General features: G+C 53.4%; 17 protein-coding genes. 9 read left to right on the forward strand and 8 right to left on the reverse strand.

Features of this window, described 5'->3' with window-relative positions:
* Positions 1-96: 96 nt before the first annotated feature.
* The 8 genes from tnaC to WB371_RS23895 all read right to left on the reverse strand — a co-directional run bounded on the left by tnaC (position 97) and on the right by WB371_RS23895 (position 5,465).
* Positions 97-171, reverse strand: a complete 75-nt coding sequence (gene tnaC / locus WB371_RS23890) for a tryptophanase leader peptide (protein WP_225935006.1) — start codon at positions 169-171, stop codon at positions 97-99.
* Positions 172-323: 152 nt separating this feature from the next.
* Positions 324-1,253, reverse strand: a complete 930-nt coding sequence (locus WB371_RS20515) for a haloacid dehalogenase-like hydrolase (protein ID WP_336221884.1) — start codon at positions 1,251-1,253, stop codon at positions 324-326.
* A gap of 65 nt (positions 1,254-1,318) precedes the next feature.
* Positions 1,319-2,683 (reverse strand): tRNA uridine-5-carboxymethylaminomethyl(34) synthesis GTPase MnmE, encoded by a 1,365-nt coding sequence (gene mnmE / locus WB371_RS20520; protein WP_336221885.1) that lies wholly within the window; start codon positions 2,681-2,683, stop codon positions 1,319-1,321.
* A 106-nt stretch (positions 2,684-2,789) separates the two neighbouring features.
* Positions 2,790-4,436 carry a membrane protein insertase YidC gene (gene yidC / locus WB371_RS20525; protein WP_336221886.1) on the reverse strand — a complete coding sequence of 549 codons (1,647 nt, stop codon included), beginning with the start codon at positions 4,434-4,436 and terminating at the stop codon, positions 2,790-2,792.
* Positions 4,437-4,438: 2 nt separating this feature from the next.
* Positions 4,439-4,696, reverse strand: a complete 258-nt coding sequence (gene yidD / locus WB371_RS20530) for a membrane protein insertion efficiency factor YidD (RefSeq protein WP_001307474.1) — start codon at positions 4,694-4,696, stop codon at positions 4,439-4,441.
* A complete protein-coding gene (rnpA, locus tag WB371_RS20535; protein ID WP_012000809.1) occupies positions 4,660-5,019 on the reverse strand; it encodes a ribonuclease P protein component in 360 nt (119 codons plus the stop codon). Before rnpA ends, yidD begins: the two co-directional genes overlap by 37 nt.
* 17 nt (positions 5,020-5,036) lie before the next feature.
* On the reverse strand, positions 5,037-5,177 hold the full coding sequence (gene rpmH, locus WB371_RS20540; RefSeq protein WP_000831330.1) for a 50S ribosomal protein L34: 141 nt from the start codon (positions 5,175-5,177) through the stop codon (positions 5,037-5,039).
* 228 nt (positions 5,178-5,405) lie between these two features.
* Positions 5,406-5,465, reverse strand: coding sequence for a hypothetical protein (locus WB371_RS23895; protein WP_420704070.1), 60 nt, complete (start codon positions 5,463-5,465; stop codon positions 5,406-5,408).
* Positions 5,466-5,783: 318 nt separating this feature from the next.
* Here WB371_RS23895 and dnaA point away from each other — a divergent pair, with 318 nt between their 5' ends.
* The 9 genes from dnaA to dgoD all read left to right on the forward strand — a co-directional run bounded on the left by dnaA (position 5,784) and on the right by dgoD (position 16,543).
* The gene (gene dnaA / locus WB371_RS20545) at positions 5,784-7,193 is read left to right on the forward strand and encodes a chromosomal replication initiator protein DnaA (RefSeq protein ID WP_336221887.1); all 1,410 of its coding nucleotides are present in this window, start codon (positions 5,784-5,786) and stop codon (positions 7,191-7,193) included.
* A gap of 4 nt (positions 7,194-7,197) precedes the next feature.
* The gene (gene dnaN / locus WB371_RS20550; protein WP_152400813.1) at positions 7,198-8,298 is read left to right on the forward strand and encodes a DNA polymerase III subunit beta; all 1,101 of its coding nucleotides are present in this window, start codon (positions 7,198-7,200) and stop codon (positions 8,296-8,298) included.
* A 147-nt stretch (positions 8,299-8,445) separates the two neighbouring features.
* A complete protein-coding gene (recF, locus tag WB371_RS20555; RefSeq protein ID WP_336221888.1) occupies positions 8,446-9,519 on the forward strand; it encodes a DNA replication/repair protein RecF in 1,074 nt (357 codons plus the stop codon).
* Between the two features lie 28 nt (positions 9,520-9,547).
* Complete coding sequence (gyrB, locus tag WB371_RS20560) at positions 9,548-11,962, forward strand: DNA topoisomerase (ATP-hydrolyzing) subunit B (RefSeq protein WP_336221889.1); 2,415 nt, start codon at positions 9,548-9,550, stop codon at positions 11,960-11,962.
* A gap of 210 nt (positions 11,963-12,172) precedes the next feature.
* The gene (yidA, locus tag WB371_RS20565) at positions 12,173-12,985 is read left to right on the forward strand and encodes a sugar-phosphatase (RefSeq protein WP_336221890.1); all 813 of its coding nucleotides are present in this window, start codon (positions 12,173-12,175) and stop codon (positions 12,983-12,985) included.
* A 247-nt stretch (positions 12,986-13,232) separates the two neighbouring features.
* Entirely contained in the window at positions 13,233-13,922 is a 690-nt protein-coding gene (dgoR, locus tag WB371_RS20570; RefSeq protein WP_336221891.1) for a D-galactonate utilization transcriptional regulator DgoR, read from the forward strand.
* On the forward strand, positions 13,919-14,797 hold the full coding sequence (locus tag WB371_RS20575) for a 2-dehydro-3-deoxygalactonokinase (protein ID WP_336221892.1): 879 nt from the start codon (positions 13,919-13,921) through the stop codon (positions 14,795-14,797). Before dgoR ends, WB371_RS20575 begins: the two co-directional genes overlap by 4 nt.
* Positions 14,781-15,398 (forward strand): 2-dehydro-3-deoxy-6-phosphogalactonate aldolase, encoded by a 618-nt coding sequence (locus WB371_RS20580; RefSeq protein ID WP_336221893.1) that lies wholly within the window; start codon positions 14,781-14,783, stop codon positions 15,396-15,398. Before WB371_RS20575 ends, WB371_RS20580 begins: the two co-directional genes overlap by 17 nt.
* Positions 15,395-16,543 carry a galactonate dehydratase gene (gene dgoD, locus WB371_RS20585; protein ID WP_336221894.1) on the forward strand — a complete coding sequence of 383 codons (1,149 nt, stop codon included), beginning with the start codon at positions 15,395-15,397 and terminating at the stop codon, positions 16,541-16,543. The genes WB371_RS20580 and dgoD overlap by 4 nt, the downstream gene beginning before the upstream one ends.
* The last annotated feature ends 54 nt before the right edge of the window (positions 16,544-16,597 follow it).

Raw genomic sequence — 16,597 nt, forward strand, 5'->3', positions numbered from 1 at the left:
GCTTTATGCAACGATAATGAAAATGAGAATGTTTGAGATATGCCAAAAGAACAGAGTACAAACGCTCTATGTTATGGCAATAGAATGGCAGGGGGATTAAGGGTGATGATTGACAATTTTATTGTCAACGTTAAACCATTTAGAAATGATGTATGCATTTAAGATAATCATGATTGAGTTATCCTCTTTAGACACAATGCTACATTATGGGAATGAAATTATTTGTCCACGAGAGATGATTTTAACTGTGATAAAACTCACAGTTAAAATCTGGGATAATTAATTAAGGATCATTCAATTAATTATCAGGCTCAAATATTGCCTTAGCGATTTACTGAACGTGCAATACGCGTATAAGTATGTCTGACACCGCGAATCGCCACGCTATACGCCATAATATTTTCTGGTAACGCCATCCCCATATATCCCGTATCGCCAATATGATGGAGATCTGCGCCTGCCATTTTACTCATCAGGGCAATCTGGCGAAGGGTACTGACGTCAGCTCCTTCCTGAGAGGTACCGATTGCCGTCATTGCCAGCGCGCCGTGAGCATGTGTACATGCGATCAGCGACTCTACCTTTTGCTGGCTCATACCCGGTACTGTTCCCGGTGCTGGAATGAGCACGATATCTGCGCCCTGCGCGGCGAACCCGGCGATGTCATTTTCGGTAATAATGTCACTTCCACTCTCCCGGACGATCCCCGCGCCGTGCATTTTGCCGGTGATGATGACGGCGTTGTCGCCGACGGCTTCCCGGAGAGTCTTCACTGCCATTGTCAGCGACTGATTACTGACGCCATTATTAGGATTCCCGGTCAGGACCAGGATCTTCGCCCCCATCGCCACCAGTTTACGGGCATTCTCCGCCGTTGCGGCGCGGCCTGGCTTCATTTTCCAGATGTCATCATGCGCCGATGCAAATTGCGGATCGACGGCTTCCAGATTGACACCAATAAGTCTGCCAGTCAGACGTTGCAGTTCATGTAAGGTCTGTTCCGGTGCAACATTGGCGGGCATACCCTGAATCTGAGGTGCTTCGCTGTCGAACATATTGATCAGCAAAATATCCGCCCCCTGCGATGCGGCAAGCTCGGCATTAGTGACGTTGTTCAGCAGCGGTTGGGTAATGGCAATGGTTTCACTGACCAGCACACGGCCCTCGCTGGCCCGGATCGCATACAGCAGCGCGGCTTTGTCCATACCGGCGAAATCTGAAGCACAGCAATCAAGTAAACGTTTATGTTCCATAAAAAGAGGTCCTCTTATAAAACGATACAGCCGCGAATGAACAGGCGGTTATCGCGGCTTCTGGATTACTTACCAATACAGAAACTGGAGAAAATCCGCCCGAGTAAATCGTCGGAGGTAAACTCGCCGGTGATCTCGCTGAGTGCCTGTTGCGCCAGACGAAGTTCTTCAGCTAAAAGTTCACCCGCCCACGCGCCCAACAGTTGCGCTTTGCCCTGCTGGAGATGCTCAGCCGCTTCGGCCAGCGCCTGCAGGTGACGACGGCGGGCAAGAAAACCGCCTTCCATATTAGTTTCAAAACCCATGCTCTGTTTGAGATGGTTGCGCAGTACGTCCACACCTTCACCGGTACGCGCCGAAAGACGAACCAGTGAGTGACCATTCACTTCGCTGATACCCAGCGTCTCGCCAGTGATATCCGCTTTGTTGCGTACAACGGTAATCGGCAATGTAGAAGGTAAGCGGGCGATAAAATCGGGCCAGATGTCAGCCGGGTCAATGGCATCCGTGGTGGTCCCATCGACCATAAACAGCACGCGGTCCGCCTGTTCGATTTCCTGCCAGGCCCGTTCGATACCAATACGCTCTACTTCGTCGCTGGCTTCGCGCAGACCGGCGGTGTCGATAATGTGCAGCGGCATCCCGTCGATATGGATGTGCTCGCGCAGTACGTCGCGCGTGGTACCGGCAATATCAGTGACAATCGCCGCTTCCCGGCCTGCCAGTGCGTTCAGGAGGCTCGATTTTCCGGCGTTAGGACGACCGGCAATGACCACCTTCATCCCTTCACGAAGCAGGCTGCCCTGACGCGCTTCTGCACGAACCAAATCAAGGTCGGCAATCACACCATTGAGTTGTGCCTCAATTTTGCCATCGGACAGGAAGTCTATCTCTTCATCCGGAAAGTCGATAGCTGCTTCCACATAGATGCGCAAGTGAGTGAGCGCTTCCACCAGATGATTAACCCGTGCGGAAAATGCGCCCTGCAGCGAGTTCAGCGCGGAGCGCGCTGCTTGCTCTGAACTGGCGTCAATGAGATCAGCAATCGCTTCGGCCTGGGCTAAGTCGAGCTTATCGTTGAGAAACGCGCGCTCGGAGAACTCGCCGGGGCGGGCAATGCGCAAACCGGGAAGCGTCAGAATACGTTTTAACAGCAGATCGAGAATGACCGGGCCACCGTGTCCCTGCAATTCCAGCACATCTTCACCCGTAAAGGAGTTTGGGCCGGGAAACCACAGGGCGATCCCCTGGTCCAGCGCTGTCCCGTCGGCATCTTTAAACGGCAGATAGTCGGCGTAACGGGGTTTGGGTAGTTTGCCCAGAACGGCGTCGGCCACCTCGCGAGCTTTCAGGCCGGAGATGCGCAGAATGCCCACCCCACCACGTCCCGGTGGGGTTGCCTGGGCGACGATAGTGTCGTTATGGCTCATGATCGTTCTCTTTCAATACCCATAAAAAAGGCGGTCAAAAGACCGCCCTTTGTTTTATGTTCCGTTTGCCGGATGGCGGTTTCGCCTTATCCGGCCTACAACCGAATCAGGACTTTTTCTTCTCGCGGCTATGCAGACCACGCTTCTCCAGACCACGGTAAATCAGCTGTTGCTGAATAATCGTCACCAGGTTGCTGACGATGTAGTACAGCACCAGACCTGACGGGAACCACAGGAAGAACACGGTAAAGATAACCGGCATAAAGGTCATGATCTTCTGCTGCATCGGGTCGGTCACAGTGGTCGGCGACATCTTCTGGATGAAGAACATCGTTACGCCCATCAGGATCGGCAGGATGTAGTACGGGTCCTGTGCAGACAAGTCATGGATCCACAGAGCAAACGGCGCATGACGCAGTTCCACGGAGCCCATCAGCATGTAGTACAACGCCAGGAAGATTGGCATCTGGATGATCAGCGGGAAGCAGCCACCCAGCGGGTTAACCTTCTCTGCTTTGTACAGGGCCATCATTTCCTGGCTCTGACGCTGTTTGTCATCGCCCAGACGCTCACGCATTGCCTGAATCTTCGGCTGCAGCATACGCATCTTCGCCATGGAGGTGTACTGCGCTTTGGTCAGCGGGTACATGATGCCACGAACGATAAAGGTGATGATGATAATGGAGAAGCCCCAGTTACCCACGAAGCTGTGGATCCATTTCAACAGTTTAAACAGCGGCTGAGAGATGAACCACAACCAACCGTAATCTACGGTCAGATCCAGGTGCGGTGCAACGGCCGCCATTTTATCCTGAATTTCCGGGCCAACCCACAGGGTGCTGGTCATCGCGCCAGACTGACCCGGCTGAACCAGAACCGGCTGAGATTTATAGCCGATTGCGGCAATACCATTGCCCAGGTTAGCGGTATAGAAGTTGTTGGTACCGTCGTTACGTGGCACCCACGCCGTTGCAAAATACTGTTGCAGCATCGCAACCCAACCGTCTTTCGCATTGACGTTCAGGTTTTCGTTATCCGCGATGGTGTCGAACTTGTATTTTTCATACTTCTCATCTGGCGTGGAGTACGCTGCGCCGCGGAAAGTATGCAGCGCGAAGTTGCTGCTTCCGGTGTCGCGATGAGACGGCAGATTGATGGATTGCTTCAACTGGCCAAAAGTGGAGATCTCCAGCGGTTTCTCGCTGGCGTTCTGCACGCTGTAGTTGACGTTAACCGCGTAATCACCACGTTTGAGGACAAACGTTTTGGTAAAGGTGTTACCTGCGGCATCCGTATAAGTCATGGGGATTTGCAGCTCGTTCTGGTCATCAGCCAGTACAAAAGCGTCTTTCTCGACGATGTACAGCGGACGTGGGCCGTTAGCCGGGTTATCCGGGCCATCACGACCTGTCAGACCGCTCTGTGCCTGATAGATAAACTGCGGGGTTGTTTCCAGCAACTGGAACGGTTCACTGGAACCAAGTTCTTTCGGGTAAGCTGGCAGCAGGGCCTGTTCCACATCACCACCACGGGTGTTGATGGTCAGATCAAGCACGTCAGTCTTAACCGTAATCAGTTTCCCCTGGCCACTGGCCGGTACGCCCTGGTCGGCGGCGCTACCCGCTGCGGTGGTCGTTGTCTGCGTGGTCTGTTGGGTCTGAGGTTGCGGATTTTTATCCTGCTCCCAGGCTTGCCAGATCATGAAAGACACGAACAGCAAAGCGATGACTAAAAGATTGCGTTGCGAATCCATCGTTAGTGTTCTCTGGTATCAAATGGTCCGGGCGGGACGGGATCGTCACCACCAGGGTGTAAAGGGTGGCATTTTAATACGCGTTTCACCGTCAACCAACTGCCTTTTATCACTCCAAACCTGCGCAATGCCTCAATTCCGTAGCTTGAACACGTTGGAGTGAAACGACAATGCGGCCCAAGCAGCGGACTGATCAGGCGTTGATAGACCCGAATAAGGGCTATCAGGACCCGCGAGCCAGGCGACAGTGGCGGCGCCATAATTTTTCCAACGCTTCCGAGAGAGCACGGTTATCGAGGTCAGCAACCCCCTTTTTCGCTACCACCACGAAGTCCATTGCTGGTAATTCGTGTTGACGCAGACGAAAGCTTTCACGCGTCAGACGTTTAATCCGATTGCGTTCATGGGCGCGTCGAACGTTTTTCTTAGCGACGGTAAGACCGATACGGGGATGCCCCAGCGAATTCAGGCGGCCGAGGATGGTGATTTGCGGCGTGCCAGCCCGTTGTGGCTGCTGGAAGACGAATGTGAAATGACTGGGAGTTAACAAGCGTAACTCCCTGGGAAATGCGAGCTTAACCACTCAGGGGTTAGCTTTTATTACTTGGAAACGGTCAGACGAGCGCGGCCTTTAGCACGACGACGTGCCAGAACCTGACGACCATTTTTAGTAGCCATACGAGCACGGAAGCCGTGAGAACGGTTGCGCTTCAGTACAGACGGTTGAAAAGTGCGTTTCATGGCGATTTCTACCTAAACTTGAATAAATTCACTGACTTTTGCGTATACCCGAACGAGATTCGAACGACTAACGCCTCAGCGTGGGTGATTAAAGAGGCCGGATTGTAATAATTGTACACTCCGGAGTCAATTCTCTTTCCTTAAATCCCTGCCTTTTTACGCACCTTTTCGCGTGAAAAACAGGCAACGGTGACGCCGTGTAATGGGCATCGCGCGACGGGGGAAAGATTATACGGCCTGGGGAGTAAAGCGCAAGGATCGCGCGGGATCTTTATGAGATCGTTTTATCTCTCTGGTGTATTTTGATACTAAATTTTCCTATTCTGCGTGCGAAACCGTGCAGCACTTCTCCAGGATCGTTTACACTTATCCAATTCCGGGAAGGCCTGTGGATAAATCGGGAAGAATCTGTGAGAAACAGAAGATCTCTTTCGCGGTTTACGCTATGATCCACGGTCCCGATCGTTTCAAAGGATCCTGATCGGGTAAAATTGCAGATAGCAATTCGCGCGTCACCCTATACACAGGGCCTGGTCGACGCACGCCAACAATCATGAATGTTTCAGCCTTTGTCATTTATCGACTTTTGTTCGAGTGGAGTCCGCCGTGTCACTTTCGCTTTGGCAGCAGTGTCTTGCCCGATTGCAGGATGAGTTACCAGCCACAGAATTCAGTATGTGGATACGCCCGTTGCAGGCGGAACTTAGCGATAACACGCTGGCTTTGTATGCGCCAAACCGTTTTGTACTCGATTGGGTAAGAGACAAGTATCTCAATAATATCAATGGGCTGCTGAATAATTTCTGCGGTGCGGATGCCCCGCAACTGCGTTTTGAAGTGGGAACAAAACCCGTCAGCCAGACGCTGAAAACCCCCGTCAATAACAGCGTTACCGCGCCTGCGCAGGTCGCTCATCAGGTGCAGCCACAGCGTGCAGCACCCGCGGCGGCGCGTCCAGGCTGGGACAATGTGCCCGCGCCTGCGGAACCGACCTACCGTTCTAACGTCAACGTCAAACACACCTTTGATAACTTCGTGGAAGGTAAATCCAACCAACTGGCCCGCGCGGCGGCACGACAGGTGGCAGACAACCCAGGCGGTGCCTACAACCCGTTGTTCCTTTATGGCGGCACAGGTCTGGGTAAGACCCACTTATTGCATGCGGTGGGTAACGGCATTATGGCGCGTAAACCCAATGCGAAAGTGGTGTATATGCACTCCGAACGCTTTGTCCAGGACATGGTTAAAGCCCTGCAAAACAACGCGATCGAAGAGTTTAAACGCTATTACCGTTCTGTTGACGCCCTGCTCATTGATGACATCCAGTTCTTTGCTAATAAAGAACGATCCCAGGAAGAGTTTTTCCACACCTTTAACGCCCTTCTTGAAGGTAATCAGCAGATCATTTTGACCTCGGATCGTTATCCAAAAGAGATCAATGGCGTCGAGGATCGTCTGAAATCCCGCTTCGGCTGGGGGCTGACAGTGGCGATCGAACCGCCAGAACTGGAAACCCGCGTGGCGATCCTGATGAAAAAAGCTGACGAAAATGACATTCGTCTGCCGGGTGAAGTGGCCTTCTTTATTGCTAAGCGACTACGCTCTAACGTGCGTGAGCTGGAAGGCGCATTAAACCGTGTGATTGCCAACGCGAACTTTACCGGCCGGGCGATTACCATCGACTTCGTGCGTGAAGCGTTGCGCGATCTGCTGGCGTTGCAGGAAAAGCTGGTCACCATCGACAACATTCAGAAGACGGTGGCAGAGTATTACAAAATTAAAATTGCGGATTTGCTGTCCAAGCGTCGTTCTCGCTCGGTCGCACGTCCGCGTCAGATGGCCATGGCGCTGGCGAAAGAGCTTACTAACCACAGTCTGCCGGAAATTGGCGATGCGTTTGGTGGCCGCGACCACACTACGGTGCTTCATGCCTGCCGCAAGATTGAGCAGTTGCGTGAAGAAAGCCATGATATTAAAGAAGATTTCTCAAACTTAATCAGAACATTATCTTCGTGACGCTATGAAATTTACCGTTGAACGTGAACATTTATTAAAACCGCTTCAGCAGGTCAGCGGCCCGCTGGGTGGTCGTCCTACGCTGCCGATTCTGGGTAACCTGTTACTGCAGGTGGCTGACGGTGCGCTTTCTCTGACGGGCACCGATCTTGAAATGGAAATGGTGGCTCGCGTTGCGTTGATTCAGCCGCATGAACCAGGCGCAACCACCGTCCCGGCGCGGAAGTTCTTTGATATCTGCCGTGGTCTGCCTGAAGGGGCGGAAATCGCCGTCCAACTGGAAGGCGACCGCATGCTGGTGCGTTCCGGGCGAAGCCGTTTCTCGCTTTCCACACTGCCTGCTGCCGACTTCCCGAATCTGGATGACTGGCAGAGTGAAGTGGAATTTACGCTCCCGCAAGCGACGATGAAACGCCTGATTGAAGCCACGCAGTTCTCAATGGCACATCAGGACGTTCGCTACTACTTAAACGGTATGCTGTTTGAGACTGAAGGCGAGGAGTTGCGTACCGTGGCGACCGACGGACACCGTCTGGCGGTCTGTTCAATGCCCATCGGTCAGTCGCTGCCCAGCCATTCGGTGATTGTACCGCGTAAGGGCGTGATTGAGCTGATGCGAATGCTCGACGGCGGTGATAACCCACTGCGCGTGCAGATTGGCAGTAACAACATTCGTGCGCATGTCGGCGACTTTATCTTTACCTCAAAGCTGGTGGATGGTCGTTTCCCGGATTACCGTCGCGTACTGCCGAAGAACCCGGATAAACATCTGGAAGCTGGTTGCGACATCCTCAAACAGGCTTTTGCCCGTGCGGCAATTCTCTCCAACGAGAAATTCCGCGGCGTGCGTCTGTATGTGAGCGAAAACCAGCTCAAAATTACCGCCAACAACCCGGAGCAGGAAGAGGCGGAAGAGATTCTGGACGTCACCTATCCGGGAACCGAGATGGAAATCGGCTTTAACGTCAGCTACGTGCTGGATGTTCTGAATGCGCTGAAGTGCGAAAATGTGCGCATTATGCTGACTGATTCCGTTTCGAGCGTTCAAATTGAAGATGCGGCCAGCCAGAGTGCGGCTTACGTTGTCATGCCAATGAGACTTTAGTGAAAATTATCGGGCTATCTTACTTGCCAGTTTCAACCTGGGCTGTGCTCGCCCCTGTCACGTACTTCGTGTACGCTCCAGGGTCTGCGCGCAGTCCGCGTTGAAACTGGCTGCGCCGATTACGCCCTGGCCCGAAGAAAACCAGATATGTCACTGACGCGCCTTTTAATTAAAGATTTTCGCAACATCGAAAGCGCGGATCTCGCTTTATCTCCCGGCTTTAACTTCCTGGTTGGCGCGAATGGCAGCGGCAAAACCAGCGTGCTTGAGGCCATTTATACGCTCGGCCACGGTCGGGCGTTTCGCAGTTTGCAGATTGGACGCGTCATTCGGCACGAGCAGGAATCGTTCGTGCTTCACGGACGGTTGCAGGGTGAAGAGCGCGAGACATCGATTGGCTTAACCAAAGATAAACAGGGTGACAGCAAAGTGCGCATCGACGGCACTGACGGTCACAAAGTGGCGGAACTGGCGCTGTTAATGCCAATGCAGTTGATCACCCCTGAGGGGTTTACTTTACTCAACGGTGGTCCCAAATACAGAAGAGCATTTCTCGACTGGGGATGCTTTCACAACGAAGCGGGATTCTTCACCGCCTGGAGCAATCTTAAGCGTCTGCTCAAACAGCGCAATGCGGCGCTGCGCCAGGTGAGTCGTTACGAGCAATTGCGTCCGTGGGATAAAGAACTTATTCCACTGGCGGAACAAATCAGCACCTGGCGCGCGGAGTACAGCGCCGGTATCGCGCAGGATATGGCGGATACCTGCCAGCAGTTTCTTCCTGAGTTTTCTCTCTCTTTCTCTTTCCAGCGCGGCTGGGAGAAAGAGACCGATTATGCTGAAGTGCTGGAACGCGGTTTTGAACGCGACCGCATGTTGACTTACACCGCGCACGGTCCGCATAAAGCGGATTTTCGCATTCGCGCCGACGGCGCGCCGGTGGAAGATACGTTGTCGCGTGGACAGTTAAAACTGCTGATGTGCGCCTTACGTCTGGCGCAAGGGGAGTTCCTCACTCGTGAAAGCGGGCGGCGGTGTCTCTACCTGATTGATGATTTTGCCTCTGAACTAGACGATGCGCGTCGTGGACTGCTGGCCAGTCGATTAAAAGCGACGCAATCGCAGGTCTTTGTCAGCGCAATCAGCGCTGAACACGTTCTGGACATGTCGGATAAAAATTCGAAGATGTTCACCGTGGAAAAGGGTAAAATAACGGATTAACCCAAGTTTAAATGAGCGAGAAACGTTGATGTCGAATTCTTATGACTCCTCCAGTATCAAAGTCCTGAAAGGACTGGATGCGGTGCGTAAGCGCCCTGGTATGTATATCGGCGACACGGATGACGGCACCGGTCTGCACCACATGGTATTCGAGGTGGTAGATAACGCTATCGACGAAGCGCTCGCGGGTCACTGTAAAGACATTATCGTCACTATTCATGCTGATAACTCCGTATCCGTACAGGATGACGGGCGTGGTATCCCAACCGGTATTCACCCGGAAGAGGGTGTATCGGCGGCGGAAGTGATCATGACCGTTCTGCACGCAGGCGGTAAATTCGACGATAACTCCTATAAAGTGTCCGGCGGTCTGCATGGCGTTGGTGTTTCCGTAGTAAACGCCCTGTCGCAAAAACTGGAACTGATTATCCAGCGTGATAACAAAATTCACCGTCAGATTTATGAGCATGGCGTGCCGCAGGCACCGCTGGCTGTCACCGGCGACACGGATAAAACCGGTACGATGGTGCGTTTCTGGCCGAGCTATGAAACCTTTACCAACATCACCGAGTTCGAATACGACATTCTGGCGAAGCGTCTGCGCGAGCTGTCATTCCTGAACTCTGGCGTTTCTATTCGCCTGAAAGACAAGCGTGATGGTAAAGAAGACCATTTCCACTACGAGGGCGGCATCAAGGCATTTGTTGAGTATCTGAATAAGAACAAAACGCCGATCCACCCGAATATTTTCTACTTCTCCACCGAAAAAGACGGTATTGGCGTAGAAGTGGCGTTGCAGTGGAACGACGGTTTCCAGGAAAACATCTACTGCTTCACCAACAACATTCCGCAGCGTGATGGCGGTACGCACCTGGCAGGCTTCCGTGCGGCGATGACCCGTACTTTGAACGCCTACATGGATAAAGAAGGCTACAGCAAGAAAGCGAAAGTCAGCGCGACCGGCGACGATGCCCGTGAAGGCCTGATTGCCGTGGTGTCCGTGAAGGTACCGGATCCGAAGTTCTCCTCGCAGACCAAAGATAAACTGGTCTCTTCTGAGGTGAAATCGGCAGTGGAACAGCAGATGAACGAACTGCTGAGCGAATACCTGCTGGAAAACCCGTCTGACGCTAAAATCGTCGTTGGTAAAATTATCGATGCGGCGCGTGCCCGTGAAGCGGCCCGTCGGGCGCGTGAAATGACGCGTCGTAAAGGTGCGCTGGATCTGGCGGGTCTGCCGGGTAAACTGGCGGACTGTCAGGAACGCGACCCGGCGTTGTCCGAACTGTACCTTGTGGAAGGGGACTCGGCGGGCGGCTCTGCAAAACAAGGGCGTAACCGCAAGAACCAGGCCATTCTGCCGCTGAAAGGTAAAATCCTCAACGTGGAGAAGGCGCGCTTCGACAAGATGCTCTCTTCCCAGGAAGTGGCGACCCTTATCACCGCGCTGGGCTGCGGTATTGGTCGTGACGAGTACAACCCGGATAAATTGCGTTATCACAGCATCATCATCATGACCGATGCGGACGTCGACGGCTCGCACATCCGTACGCTGCTGTTGACCTTCTTCTATCGCCAGATGCCGGAAATCGTTGAACGCGGCCATGTCTACATTGCACAGCCACCGCTGTACAAAGTGAAGAAAGGCAAGCAGGAACAGTACATAAAAGACGATGAAGCGATGGATCAGTACCAGATTTCTATCGCGCTGGATGGCGCGACGCTGCATACCAACGCCAGCGCGCCTGCGCTGTCGGGTGAAGCGTTAGAAAAACTGGTTTCTGAGTACAACGGTACGCAGAAAATGATTGGTCGTATGGAGCGTCGTTTCCCGAAAGCGCTGCTGAAAGAGCTGGTGTATCAACCGACGCTGACCGAAGCTAATCTCTCTGACGAGCAGACGGTGACGCGTTGGGTGAATGCGCTGATTACTGAGCTGAACGAAAAAGAGCAGCACGGTAGCCAGTGGAAGTTCGACATCCAGAACAACGCCGAACAGAATCTGTTTGAGCCTGTCGTTCGTGTGCGTACCCACGGTGTGGATACCGACTACGTGCTGGATCACGAGTTTGTGACCGGTGCGGAATACCGTCGCATCTGTACGCTGGGTGAAAAACTGCGCGGCCTGATGGAAGATGATGCTTTCATTGAACGTGGTGAACGTCGTCAGCCGGTTGCCAGCTTCGAACAGGCGCTGGACTGGCTGGTGAAAGAGTCTCGTCGTGGCCTTGCTATTCAGCGTTATAAAGGTCTGGGTGAGATGAACCCGGATCAGCTGTGGGAAACCACCATGGATCCGGAAAGCCGCCGCATGCTGCGCGTGACCGTGAAAGATGCGATTGCTGCCGATCAGTTGTTCACGACCCTGATGGGCGATGCCGTTGAACCGCGTCGTGCCTTCATTGAAGAGAACGCGCTGAAAGCGGCAAATATCGATATTTAATCCATGCCTGTAGGCCGGATAAGGCGGTTTACGCCGCCATCCGGCAAGATTCTGCGTTATGCCTGATGGCGCGTTGCTTATCAGGCTTATAACCGACTTCCGATTTACAAAAGGGGAATCTCGATTCCCCTTCTTATCCCCCTTTTCCCTACTGTTTTTTGAGCGGAATCGCGTTAGCATGAGTCAGGACTCATTTAATGCGGGGAATTCATGGCTATCAAACTCATTGCTATCGATATGGATGGCACCCTTCTGCTGCCCGATCACACCATTTCACCGGCGGTTAAACGCGCGATCGCCGCCGCCCGTGAAAAAGGGGTGAACGTGGTACTGACCACAGGCCGTCCGTATGCAGGTGTACACAGCTACCTGAAGGAGCTGCACATGAACCAGCCGGGCGATTACTGCATCACCTATAACGGCGCGCTGGTACAGAACGCGGGTGATGGCAGTACTGTCGCGCAAACCGCGCTGAGCTATGACGATTATCGCTATCTGGAAAAGCTTTCCCGCGACGTCGGTTCTCACTTCCACGCGCTGGATCGCACAACGCTGTATACCGCAAACCGTGATATCAGCTATTACACCGTGCATGAATCCTATGTCGCGACCATTCCGCTGGTGTTCTGTGAAGCGGAGAAAATGGATCCAGAAACGCAGTTCCTGAAAGTGATGATGATTGATGAGCCGGTTATTCTGGATCAGGCAATCGCTCGTATTCCGGCAGAAGTAAAAGAGAAGTATACCGTGTTGAAAAGTGCGCCGTACTTCCTCGAAATCCTCGATAAACGCGTCAATAAAGGCACCGGTGTAAAATCGCTGGCTGATGCGCTGGGGATCAAACCGGAAGAAATTATGGCGATTGGCGATCAGGAAAATGATATTGCCATGATCGAATATGCCGGAATGGGGGTTGCGATGGATAATGCTATTCCTGCGGTGAAAGAGATCGCAAATTTTGTTACCAAATCCAATCTGGAAGATGGCGTGGCCTATGCCATTGAGCAGCACGTCCTGAAGTAATTCCTGCACCTTACGCTCTGTAACCCGCGTTAATCGCGGGTTTTTTTACGTCTGTAGTGTATTCCTCATAACATTTTTATTACCGATTGTCGTTTTTGTGATCCAAATTGTAGTACAACTGATTTGTGTTGTACTACATTGCACACATAACAACGATGAATGGCATCACGTTAGTAGTACAAAAGTGAGGCGATTTTCAGCGATAACGGTAAAGTAGTGATGGACATACAGAGCACAAGGACTCTCCATGACTCTCAATAAAACCGATCGCATCGTGATCACGCTGGGTAAACAGATTGTCAGCGGTAAATACGTACCCGGGGCGGCGCTCCCTGCGGAAGCAGAACTGTGTGAGGAGTTTGAAACCTCGCGCAACATCATTCGCGAAGTGTTCCGCTCATTGATGGCGAAACGGCTGATCGAGATGAAGCGCTATCGCGGTGCCTTTGTTACCCCGCGAAATCAGTGGAATTACCTCGATACCGACGTACTGCAATGGGTTCTGGAAAACGACTACGACCCGCGATTAATCAGCGCGATGAGCGAAGTCCGAAACCTGGTGGAACCCGCCATCGCTCGTTGGGCGGCGGAACGCGCAACGTCGAGTGATTTAGCTGAAATTGAATCGGCGCTCAATGACATGATCGCCAACAATCAGGACCGGGATGCGTTTAATGAGGCCGATATTCGCTATCACGAAGCGGTTTTGCAGTCGGTACATAACCCGGTTTTACAGCAGTTGAACGTGGCGATCACGTCACTTCAGCGTGCGGTATTTGAACAAACCTGGATGGGCGATGAAGCCAACATGCCAAAAACGCTCCAGGAACATAAGGCGCTATTCGATGCGATCCGGCACCAGGATAGCGATGCGGCAGAGCAGGCGGCGCTCACCATGATCGCCAGCTCGACACGAAGGTTGAAGGAAATCACATGACAGCTCGCTACATCGCAATTGACTGGGGATCGACCAATCTGCGCGCCTGGCTTTATGAGGGCGACAACTGCCTGGAAAGCAGGCAATCAGAAGCCGGCGTTACGCGTCTGAACGGTAAATCTCCAGAAGCGGTGTTAGCAGAGATCACACAACACTGGCGCAACAGCGCCACGCCGGTGGTTATGGCGGGAATGGTCGGCAGCAATGTGGGCTGGAAGATTGCGCCATACCTGCCCGTTCCTGTGCATTTCTCCGCCATTGGCGAGCGGTTAACCGCCGTTAGCGACAATGTGTGGATAATTCCCGGATTATGCGTTTCGCGTGACGATAACCACAACGTCATGCGTGGCGAAGAAACGCAACTTCTCGGCGCACGTACGCTTTCTCCTTCTTCTGTCTATGTCATGCCCGGTACGCACTGCAAATGGGTACTAGCCGACGCGGAACGGATCCACGATTTTCGCACGGTGATGACCGGTGAATTGCACCATCTGCTCCTGAAGCATTCGCTGGTGGGCGCGGGGTTGCCTGAGCAAGAGGCCTCGCCGGAGGCGTTTGCTGCCGGGTTGACGCGCGGAATCAACACCCCTGCCGTTTTGCCACAGCTTTTTGAGGTTCGCGCCTCGCACGTGTTGGGAAACCTCCCCCGTGAACAGGTCAGCGAATTTCTCTCCGGTCTGTTGATTGGCGCAGAAGTCGCCAGCATGAGTGAATCATTCGCCGGATCGCAGCCCCTTACGATTGTCGCAGGCGCATCGCTGACATCACGCTATCAGCAGGCGTTCCACGCCGTGGGTCGTGACGTCTCCGCTGTGTCCGGCGATACGGCATTTCAGGCAGGTATAAGGAGTATCGCCCATGCAGTGGCAAACTAATCTTCCGCTTATCGCGATTCTGCGCGGCATCACCCCGAACGAAGCGCTCGCGCACGTTGGTGTGGTGATCGACGCTGGCTTCGACGCTGTGGAAATCCCGCTTAACTCTCCCGAATGGGAAAAAAGTATTCCGGCCGTGGTGGAGGCGTTTGGTGATAAAGCGCTGATCGGAGCCGGGACGGTTCTGCAACCTGAACAGGTGGACAAGCTGGCGAAGATGGGTTGCAAGCTCATTGTTACACCGAACATTAATGCCGATGTGATTCGCCGCGCGGTGGGTTATGGCATGACCGTCTGCCCCGGATGCGCCACCGCGACAGAAGCGTTTACCGCTCTTGATGCAGGCGCACAGTCGCTCAAAATTTTCCCGTCTTCGGCCTTTGGTCCGGACTATATCAAGGCGCTGAAAGCGGTATTGCCCGCCAGCGTGCCGGTATTTGCCGTCGGCGGCGTGACGCCAGAAAACCTGGCGCAATGGATGAAAGCAGGGTGTGTGGGAGCCGGACTGGGCAGCGATTTGTATCGTGCCGGGCAGTCCGTTGAACGTACCGCACAGCAGGCAGCGGCATTTGTGAAAGCGTATCGAGAGGCAGTGAAATGAAAATAACCAAACTCACGACATACCGTTTACCTCCGCGTTGGATGTTCCTGAAGATCGAAACCGATGAAGGGGTAGTTGGCTGGGGCGAACCGGTAATTGAAGGCCGTGCGCGCACCGTAGAGACTGCGGTACATGAACTGGGCGAATATCTGATTGGTCAGGATCCGGCGCGGATTAACGACCTGTGGCAGGTGATGTACCGTGCAGGTTTCTACCGTGGCGGCCCGATCCTGATGAGCGCCATCGCCGGTATCGACCAGGCGCTGTGGGACATCAAAGGCAAGGTGCTGAACGCCCCGGTCTGGCAACTGATGGGCGGCCTGGTGCGCGACAAAATCAAGGCGTATAGCTGGGTTGGCGGCGACCGTCCTGCGGAAGTGATCGACGGTATCAAACAACTGCGCAATATCGGTTTTGACACCTTTAAGCTCAACGGCTGCGAAGAGATGGGCGTGATTGATAACTCACGTGCGGTCGACCGTGCGGTGAATACCGTGGCGCAAATCCGCGAGGCGTTTGGTAACGAGATTGAATTTGGGCTGGATTTTCACGGACGCGTCAGCGCGCCGATGGCGAAAGTATTAATTAAAGAGCTGGAACCCTATCGTCCACTGTTTATTGAAGAACCGGTGCTGGCTGAGCAGGCGGAGTATTACCCGAAACTGGCGGAACAGACCCATATTCCGATCGCGGCGGGTGAACGGATGTTTTCGCGCTTTGAGTTCAAACGGGTGCTGGAAGCGGGCGGTATTGCGATTCTGCAACCGGATCTGTCACACGCTGGCGGCATCACCGAATGCTACAAAATTGCCGGGATGGCGGAAGCGTATGACGTCGCGCTGGCTCCGCACTGCCCGTTGGGGCCGATCGCGCTGGCAGCCTGCCTGCACATTGATTTTGTTTCACGCAACGCCGTGTTCCAGGAGCAGAGCATGGGCATCCACTATAACAAGGGCGCGGAGCTACTCGACTTTGTGAAGAATAAGGAAGACTTCAACATGGAAGGCGGTTTCTTTAAACCGTTGATGAAGCCGGGCCTTGGCGTGGATATTGATGAAACCAAAGTTATTGAGCTGAGTAAAAATGCGCCGGACTGGCGTAATCCGCTGTGGCGGCATGAAGATGGATCGGTCGCCGAGTGGTAATTCGCCGGATGGCGCTACGCTGATCCGGCCTACATACTCGTAGGCCCGGTAAGC

Origin of the sequence: Citrobacter amalonaticus (assembly GCF_037053465.1) — a bacterium.
GTDB classification, from domain to species: Bacteria; Pseudomonadota; Gammaproteobacteria; order Enterobacterales; family Enterobacteriaceae; genus Citrobacter_A; species Citrobacter_A amalonaticus_H.